Here is an 8006-nt window from a genome sequence, read left to right as displayed (position 1 = left end):
TTGGGAGCATTAGCACATTTGCCACACCGCAAAGCATGGCATTTAAAGTTAGTCGTCAGCTTGCATGATGTCGCTCTAGCAAAAGACTTAACCCAAGTACTCAATGGAGAATACCACGCTGTCCTGGCTGGCAAACCCTCAGAAGTCAAGGTAGAAGTGCTAAAAGTTGTTCCCGAAGGAATGGGGGCATTGTTTGGCCAAGCATTACCGAAGAAATTAACAGTTATCGACTTTGGTAATGGCACAACACTGTATTCCCGATACACCCAAGGCAAACGGGAAGTACATACCCCTTACCCAGTCGGTGTAGAAGTTCTCATTGATGAAATTGCCCAAAAAATGAAACATCTTAATGGCGGGAAGTTGGGAGATCCATCGAAAGTGCGATTTTGTCTGGAGAACGGTCATACCAAATATAACCGTGACATAGATATTAAAGATGTTTACATGGCTTGCTTCAAGGATTGGTATGAGAAGTATTTGAAAAAAGTAGTAGGTATGGCGCTCGATGCCAAACACCAAGGTGATGAAATTTGGGCAATTGGTGGTGGCTGTCTATTGCCGGGGTTTAAAAAGCTTTTAGAGAAAAATGGGTTTAAAGTCCTGGACAATCCAGTAGAGGCTAATGCAGTCGGGCTATTGGAGATGGCCAAAGCAATAGTCAACAAAAATTCTTAAAAACCCGGTAGGACAAAGCAATGGCGAATAATCAAGATGATGTCTTAGACAAAGTACGCATTAGAAATAGTTATCGTCAACGCATACTAGCAGAGGCTAAACAATTAGACAAAAGCTATGTGGAAACTATTCATTTCATTATCGATTGCTATTTTGCATTTAAAAAAGGAGTGTTAACTACACAGCAACCAATAGAACATACGTCAGATTACAACGAAATAGACCTTAATTCGGAAGCATCTCGACAGTCTGTTAGCAATGTATCGACTGGATCTAAACCAGAGGATTCAGGCAATGAAACATTTTCTCTCGATTTTGATTTGTAAAGTTGGGAAGTAGCAAAACATATCTACTTTTGTGGTTATCAATGGAACAAACCTAAGTCTGTGACTGCACCAAGGCTACTGGAAGATACCAACTTGGCATATTTCGCCAATACGCCTTTAGTGTAACGTGGGGCTGGGGGTTGCCAATTAGCACGGCGGCGGGCTAATTCTTCATCCGAAATATTCAACTGTAATAGCCGCGCTGGGGCATCAATGGTGATAGTATCACCTTCTTCGACTAAGGCGATCGCTCCCCCTACAGATGCTTCTGGGGCAACGTGACCAACTACCATCCCGTAAGTACCGCCAGAGAAGCGTCCATCGGTAATTAACCCTACGGAATCACCCAAACCAGCACCGATAATTGCCGAGGTAGGCGCTAACATTTCCCGCATTCCAGGGCCACCTTTGGGGCCTTCGTAACGAATCACCAGGACATCACCTGCTTTAATCTTGCCTGCCAAAATCGCATCTAAACAAGCTTCTTCTGATTCAAATACTCTGGCGGGGCCGGTAATGACTGGTTTTTTCACCCCGGTAATTTTAGCCACTGCACCTTCAGTAGCGAGATTACCTTTGAGAACTGCCAAGTGACCTTGAGCATACATCGGTTTATCCCAAGGACGAATCACATCTTGGTCAGCCCTGGGTTCATGCGGCACATCGGCAAGAACTTCGGCAATGGTTTGACCACTGATGGTAATACAGTCACCATGTAGTAAATCATGTACCAGCAGCATTTTCATGACTTGCGGAATACCGCCAGCTTTGTGCAAATCTGTAGCGACGTATCTACCACTGGGTTTTAAATCGCACAAAACAGGCACACGACCACGGATAGTTTCAAAGTCATCGATGGTCAATTCCACACCAGCCGCACTGGCGATCGCCAGAAAATGCAATACTGCATTAGTAGAACCACCAACTGCCATAATTACCGAAATAGCATTTTCTATAGATTTGCGGGTGATAATCTGGCGCGGTAATAATTGCTTACGAATAGCTTCTACTAAAATAAACGCAGATTTTTCTGTACTGTCGGCTTTTTCGGCATCTTCGGCAGCCATTGTGGAAGAATAAGGTAGACTAATCCCCATTGCTTCAAATGCCGAAGACATGGTGTTAGCTGTGTACATCCCACCACAGGAACCCGCACCCGGACAAGCGTTTTGTTCAACGGCTGTTAATTCAGTTTCGTCGATTTTGCCAGCACTGTATTGTCCCACTGCTTCAAAGGAACTGACTACAGTTAAATCACGACCGTTATAATGTCCGGGTTTGATTGTACCACCGTAGACAAAAATCGCGGGAATATTCATTCGGGCGATCGCCAGCATTGCTCCTGGCATATTTTTATCACAACCACCAATTGCCAATACACCATCCATGCTTTGTCCAGTACAAGCAGTTTCAATGGAATCGGCAATCACTTCTCTTGATACCAGGGAATATTTCATCCCTTCAGTTCCCATCGAAATACCGTCACTGATGGTAATTGTACCGAAAATTTGCGGCATAGCTCCAGCACTTTTAATACCAGCTTCTGCCCTTTGTGCCAATTTGTTTATCCCCATATTGCAAGGGGTAATAGTGCTGTAACCATTGGCAATACCGACAATTGCCTTGTTAAAATCGGCATCTTCAAACCCAACAGCCCGGAGCATCGCTCGATTTGGCGATCGCTGTACACCCTGTGTTACAACCCGGCTTCTTAAATTATCCGACATTGTTGTTTTATTCATTACTCAAAGCTGGAACAAATCTTTGTATGAGTATGATATGTAGAAATTTTTGAGATGTCCAATATATATTTATTAGTAATTAAGACTTATAGAATATCAAAAAATGGAATTAAGGCACTTGCGTTACTTTATTGCTGTAGCTGAGGAACTACATTTCACTAACGCTGCTCAGAGATTGCATATAGCTCAACCGCCTCTTAGCCAACAACTCCAGCAACTAGAAGCAGAAATAGGAGTAAAGCTGTTTCATCGCAAGACTAAGCGACAAGTACAGCTAACAGAAGCCGGCAAAGTTTTTCTACAAGAGGCTTATGGATTACTTCAGCAACTAGAAACAGCAGTAGCACTGACTCAAAGAATTGGAAAAGGGCAAACAGGTCAACTGAGAATAGGATTTACTAGTTTGGCAATTTACGATCTGTTACCCTTGATTTTGCGAGAATTTCGCCAGCAATTTTTAGAAGTAGAATTAGTTTTACTAGAGCTAACCACCAGTCAACAGGAGCAAGCACTCAAAGATTCCCGAATTCATCTGGGTTTTGCTCATCCACCATTAGTGGATAACACTTTATCTTATAGTTGCATTCAAAGTGAAAGCCTAGTCGTAGCTTTGCCTTCAACTCATTCATTGGCTCAAAAAGAACATATTTCAGTGGAATCGCTATTAAGTGAACCCTTAATCATGTTTCCTCGCTATCTAGCACCAGGACTTTACGATCTAGTTATGGGTCTTTTTCAGAAAGGAGACTTCAAACCTCACATTGTTCAGGAGGCGATTCAAATGCAAACAATTATTGGATTAGTATCGGCGCAAATTGGTGTGGCAATAGTACCATCTTCTTTACAAAACCTTCAAAGGTCTGGTGTAGTTTATCGTTCTATAGTAGAACAAGTACCAGTAATCGAAACTGCTTTGATTTGGCAGCAAGATAGTTTAACAGCCATTGCAGAGAATTTTTTACAGTTTACTCAAAAGTTCATAGATAAATAACTCAACTTGGCATAATATCGTCAAGTTTCATCCGTAAATTAGGTAACAAACAAGATGAGATAAGTTCTCCTAAGCGATATTTATGTTGTTCATATACGCCATTAACTAGTTGACAAACAGTGAAGGTCGGTTGTTTTGGATTACCAATAAATTGCAAACCACCCAATCCTCGAAAATCGACAATCCAATATTCAGGTATATTAAGAAACGCATATTCTTCAACTTTTCTAGCATAGTCATCCTGCCAATTAGTACTGACAACTTCAGCAACTAGCTTAATTGTCTTACCATTACAAATAATGGGTTCTTTTTGCCATAGAGGTTCCCCCGCCAATTGTTCTTTATCTAAAACAATCACATCAGGACGCAAAGCTGTAGCTTCAGCAGCAGGCGGCTTAATCAAACAGGTTTTTGGCACTATCCAATTAAAATTAGAATGAAAGATTTCGACATAGATTCTACCTGCAATATTCCCTGCCACAGCTTCGTGAGGGCCTGTAGGTTCCATGTCTCTTAATTCTCCATCAATTAGTTCGTAACGCGTATTGTCCCCGTGTTCAGTTATAAATTCTTCAAAACTAAGTATCTTAGGTGGAGTGTAGGTCATGAAAAATCTCCAAGGGTTTAGTATCTCTGAAAAAATCTAGGAATCTTATCCAAATTTTATTGTAGAAAATTTAATTAGTTATTTTCTACTTATCTTATTTTCATACCAAACAACAAAACTAATACCTAACACTACACTCAACCCTAAGATAAATCCTGAAGGATGACCACCCACAATCAACAGCATAACTAAAAACCCCAGCCCAACATAAGCGGTTTGCTTGAGTAGAGAAACTAGTCTTGTTTGAGTATTGTGAATCATAACCAATCACCTGCTAAATATATAAATTATTAATTTTTACTGCTAACCCAAACCAGGAAAAAACTTATTCCACACATTCGATTTTTTAGCACTAGCATCTCCTTCAAAAACACCGCCGAAACCTCGATGAAGAGCTTGAGTTTCTAGGGTGTTGATTTCGTGGATCATCTGAGCTAATTCGGGGTTTTCGTTAATTAACTCATCCTCTAATTCCAACTCCTGCTGCAACAGTTCAGCATTCCGCCGCAAGAACCACCGTTGATTATGGCGACGGCGGATTTGTTCTTCTGACAGTTGCAGTTCTTCCTCAAAGTTCAGGTCGTCGTAGTACATTGGGTTTCTTCCTCAATCAGTCCAAAGTATTCGGCAGAGATTTCCATCAAGTAGGTTAGAGCGAGGCAGTTGCCGTAGTTCGTGTAAATTTGGGCGATCGCGCTAAGAACATCCGGCATATTTTCTAGGGTCACTTCCTGGAAACGAGAGGCCAGATGGTATGCCGAATGTTCGACATCTGGTTCGATAACCGGGACATCTTCTGACCAGATGATCAGCTTGCGCCGGTTTAATTCTGCACCTAAATAAACAAAACTTGTACTAGTGGATTACGTTCAATCATGGAAGCGATCGCCCTAGTTTTTCGTTGCTCAAATGGGTGCATAAATCCGGCGATCACCATCTTATAATCATTGCCCATACAATATAAATTAAGCTGCCCGTAGGCTTCATAAATTCTTTTTCTATCAAGATATTTTTTGATTTCAATTACTGTGCCATCCTGCCAATCAGTAACGATATCCGCATAACCACCTTGGAATCCACCTTCACACCGAGCTTGAAAACCATGTTCTCGGAGTCGGGAAGTGATGGCTTGTTGCAAATCTTTTTCTTGCCAGTTTTTTGGTAGCTTTAAATCTTTGGTGATGATTGCCCACTGGTCTTTGACTGGTAATGCCGACAACGGTTGATCATGATTGTCGCTGTCGGTTTGCAGTCAAAGCTTAAATTTGTAGACAAGTCCGTAATGTTCACGTTGTCTGATAATTCTGATGATTTTTCCTTTGATTTCATTGAGGCGATCGCCAGCTTTCAACTCATGAACAATAAATTCATCCAAATCCAAACACCGAGTACGCTCCAGCTGATCAATCATCTGCTGTGTAGCTGAAGCTTCGCGCTCTCTTAATAATTGTCTTTCCTCGGTTGAAAGCGCATCTCCGTTTGGCTTGTTGTTATCCCGGTCAATTGCTGAATAGTTGGCCAACTGTGGCATCGCGTACCACTTAGAATACCCACCCCAGTATACTGCACGGTTTACCGGAGATTCGCTGATTAAACTTCCTAGCCGATCTAGACTAATATTCTCCATTGTCGCGGCTTTACCCCATTGCTTGATCACACCCAAGTCGTTACCACCAACAAGTGTTACCCACTTCATCTGACTGGAAGATGTCAGGTTTAATCCCATCGCGCCCACGAAGGGAGTTTGGGTAATTAGCCAAGAATTTTCTCGCTTGGCTCCTCCCAAGGATGAAATGTGCAGAATCAGAGTACCGATGCGCGTATTCTTCGTTTTCTTACACGCATCACCGATGACCATACCCTCGTCAACCACCAGCAGAGACTCTTCTTGCTGGCTTGCCCACTGAATATATTCATCCAAAACTTCATCAAGCCAATCGCAAATTTCTTCGGGACACCTATTCTTACAAGTTTTGCGTTTGACTACATCGACTACGCCATTAGTATAGCCATACTCGCCCTCTTCATTCTTGGGATCGACGTAGAAAATTTTCCGATTTGGGTTGTCAGCTTTAATTCTCCGCAGTGCATTAGAAACTAAAATACCCTTTCCACTACCACCAACACCAAGAATTACGCAATTCTGCACAGGAGAAGCGATCGCACTCACAATATCAAAAATGTTACTACTTTCGTGTACCGAGGATTGAGTAGCAACTGCAACTAGCGGATTGTTGACTAATGGCTGTGGACTAATAACTGTTGGTGACGCGCTCAAGGCTTGACCACTGCCGACATTTTCTCGTTCCTCCAGATAATCCAAGGCCGTCTCTGAGAGCGCGTAGCCTTGTTGGTTGGCAAAGGTTAACTCCGCCTCAACCGCCTGTTCGCCCACTTGCCGATAATAGCAGCGAAAATCATCTCCTTCCAGCACATGGGCAACACATCCATAGTCTCGAATCGCAGTCTGATTCCTCTGTACCTCTTTAGCTTGCTGCCATGCGCTGAATATCGACCAGCAAGCGATCGCAACTCCTGTGACTGGAGAGGTCGCGCTGGCGGCAACGGCGGCGACGATAACTCCTAATGCAATTTTCCACTGGATGTTATTTTCAGTGGTTTGTTTGAATGCAATTGCGCTCCACTCAGAGGGGGATCTCTGGATTTTTTGTATATCAAATCTCGACATTTCCATTTTTCATTAAACGGTAAAGAATTGTTTTTCTCCGTCTCCAGCAGTATCAATTTCTTCAAGGGGCGTTTTTGCTGGGAGATAAACAACCTTGACTCCTTCTATTGATTCATAAACAGACCTAATTATGTATTGCGGGTCAGAATGAATTTTAGTCACTCCAGCCAATTCACAATACACCTCTCCTACTAACCTCATAGCCAAACTGTAATCGTATAATTCTCTTTTTACTTTTTCAAAATCAATATCTCCGTGTTCATTACAAACAAACTCTTTCCAGAATGATTCAAACTCTTTATCAACTTCTTGTTGTAGTCCTTGACTAATCATTTTCATCTTGAAGACTCCTGTATTGCATAGCTCAACTTACCAACCCAAATAATTAGAGCGACAATCACCTCAATCGCAAATAAGGTAATAAAAGCCAACGCCAAATTAACGTAATCCAACTTTGACCACTGCCCTGTAGATAAAACAAAAAAGAAATCTGAAAATTTACCACTCGCTACAGGTGAATAAACCGTGATGCAGATGAGAAAGTCGATGGTGTAGGTAAAAACTTTTAGAGTCTCTAAGTTGCTGATTACTGAAGTGGGGAGAGCGTTATAGGTTCTTTTTAGCATTTTCAAACTAGGATCGTCGTCTTCCCTTAATTGATATTTGCTCCGACCATCCGCTGACGAAATAACTGTCTGTACAAATCTTTCATTATTGTACAAAATTAAGGGCAGAACCTCGATTATTTGAATAACTCCCCATAAGATTGTCCCCAGTATCCATGTAATTCCTTTTCCAATAATTGAGGCTATACCGTTGATAACTGGGATTACAGAAATGAGATAAACGAACGCACTGTTTACAGCACTTGCGTCTGTTATGAGGTACAATAAATTAAAATATAAATACCTCTAAATGAAGTCATACTCTGTCGATCTTCGAGAAAAAATAGTTGCAGCACATCTTCAAAAAA

General features: G+C 41.8%; 12 protein-coding genes. 3 read left to right on the top strand and 9 right to left on the bottom strand.

Annotation, left to right across the window (positions count from 1 at the left end; all coding sequences use genetic code 11):
• Window positions 1-678: hypothetical protein (locus tag H6G79_RS35880; protein WP_191049429.1), on the top strand; the 678-nt coding region annotated here is incomplete at its 5' end.
• Window positions 679-698: 20 nt separating this feature from the next.
• Window positions 699-1004, top strand: a complete 306-nt coding sequence (locus H6G79_RS35875; RefSeq protein ID WP_190595258.1) for a hypothetical protein — start codon at window positions 699-701, stop codon at window positions 1002-1004.
• Between the two features lie 38 nt (window positions 1005-1042).
• Here the strand turns inward: H6G79_RS35875 and ilvD are convergent, their stop codons facing one another.
• Entirely contained in the window at window positions 1043-2731 is a 1689-nt protein-coding gene (gene ilvD, locus H6G79_RS35870; protein WP_190595257.1) for a dihydroxy-acid dehydratase, read from the bottom strand.
• A 118-nt stretch (window positions 2732-2849) separates the two neighbouring features.
• Between ilvD and H6G79_RS35865 the strand changes: the two genes are divergently transcribed.
• On the top strand, window positions 2850-3737 hold the full coding sequence (locus H6G79_RS35865) for a LysR family transcriptional regulator (protein WP_190595256.1): 888 nt from the start codon (window positions 2850-2852) through the stop codon (window positions 3735-3737).
• Window position 3738: 1 nt separating this feature from the next.
• Here H6G79_RS35865 and H6G79_RS35860 read toward each other — a convergent pair whose 3' ends face one another.
• From H6G79_RS35860 to H6G79_RS35825, 8 genes are all read right to left on the bottom strand, one after another.
• A complete protein-coding gene (locus H6G79_RS35860) occupies window positions 3739-4344 on the bottom strand; it encodes a Uma2 family endonuclease (protein WP_190595255.1) in 606 nt (201 codons plus the stop codon).
• A 78-nt stretch (window positions 4345-4422) separates the two neighbouring features.
• Entirely contained in the window at window positions 4423-4605 is a 183-nt protein-coding gene (locus H6G79_RS35855) for a hypothetical protein (RefSeq protein WP_190595254.1), read from the bottom strand.
• 42 nt (window positions 4606-4647) lie between these two features.
• Complete coding sequence (locus H6G79_RS35850; protein WP_190595253.1) at window positions 4648-4938, bottom strand: hypothetical protein; 291 nt, start codon at window positions 4936-4938, stop codon at window positions 4648-4650.
• Entirely contained in the window at window positions 4920-5057 is a 138-nt protein-coding gene (locus H6G79_RS35845) for a hypothetical protein (protein WP_190595252.1), read from the bottom strand. The genes H6G79_RS35850 and H6G79_RS35845 overlap by 19 nt, the downstream gene beginning before the upstream one ends.
• Window positions 5058-5179: 122 nt before the next feature.
• Window positions 5180-5563 carry a hypothetical protein gene (locus H6G79_RS35840; protein ID WP_190595251.1) on the bottom strand — a complete coding sequence of 128 codons (384 nt, stop codon included), beginning with the start codon at window positions 5561-5563 and terminating at the stop codon, window positions 5180-5182.
• Between the two features lie 33 nt (window positions 5564-5596).
• A complete protein-coding gene (locus tag H6G79_RS35835; protein ID WP_190595250.1) occupies window positions 5597-7033 on the bottom strand; it encodes a hypothetical protein in 1437 nt (478 codons plus the stop codon).
• Between the two features lie 12 nt (window positions 7034-7045).
• Window positions 7046-7372, bottom strand: coding sequence for a hypothetical protein (locus H6G79_RS35830; RefSeq protein ID WP_190595249.1), 327 nt, complete (start codon window positions 7370-7372; stop codon window positions 7046-7048).
• The gene (locus tag H6G79_RS35825) at window positions 7369-7923 is read right to left on the bottom strand and encodes a hypothetical protein (RefSeq protein ID WP_190595248.1); all 555 of its coding nucleotides are present in this window, start codon (window positions 7921-7923) and stop codon (window positions 7369-7371) included. The genes H6G79_RS35830 and H6G79_RS35825 overlap by 4 nt, the downstream gene beginning before the upstream one ends.
• Window positions 7924-8006: the final 83 nt, after the last annotated feature.

It is taken from the genome of Anabaena sp. FACHB-83, assembly GCF_014697485.1.
Lineage (GTDB): Bacteria > Cyanobacteriota > Cyanobacteriia > Cyanobacteriales > Nostocaceae > Nostoc_B.
This window is presented reverse-complemented; position numbering and strand designations above follow the sequence as displayed.

Coding starts and splice junctions, on each gene's coding strand:
- H6G79_RS35830 (WP_190595249.1), bottom strand. CDS start 7,372: ATGAAAATGATTAGTCAAGGACTACAACAAGAAGTTGATAAAGAGTTT.
- H6G79_RS35875 (WP_190595258.1), top strand. CDS start 699: ATGGCGAATAATCAAGATGATGTCTTAGACAAAGTACGCATTAGAAAT.
- H6G79_RS35855 (WP_190595254.1), bottom strand. CDS start 4,605: ATGATTCACAATACTCAAACAAGACTAGTTTCTCTACTCAAGCAAACC.
- H6G79_RS35835 (WP_190595250.1), bottom strand. CDS start 7,033: ATGTCGAGATTTGATATACAAAAAATCCAGAGATCCCCCTCTGAGTGG.
- H6G79_RS35865 (WP_190595256.1), top strand. CDS start 2,850: ATGGAATTAAGGCACTTGCGTTACTTTATTGCTGTAGCTGAGGAACTA.
- ilvD (WP_190595257.1), bottom strand. CDS start 2,731: ATGTCGGATAATTTAAGAAGCCGGGTTGTAACACAGGGTGTACAGCGA.
- H6G79_RS35860 (WP_190595255.1), bottom strand. CDS start 4,344: ATGACCTACACTCCACCTAAGATACTTAGTTTTGAAGAATTTATAACT.
- H6G79_RS35845 (WP_190595252.1), bottom strand. CDS start 5,057: ATGCCGGATGTTCTTAGCGCGATCGCCCAAATTTACACGAACTACGGC.
- H6G79_RS35850 (WP_190595253.1), bottom strand. CDS start 4,938: ATGTACTACGACGACCTGAACTTTGAGGAAGAACTGCAACTGTCAGAA.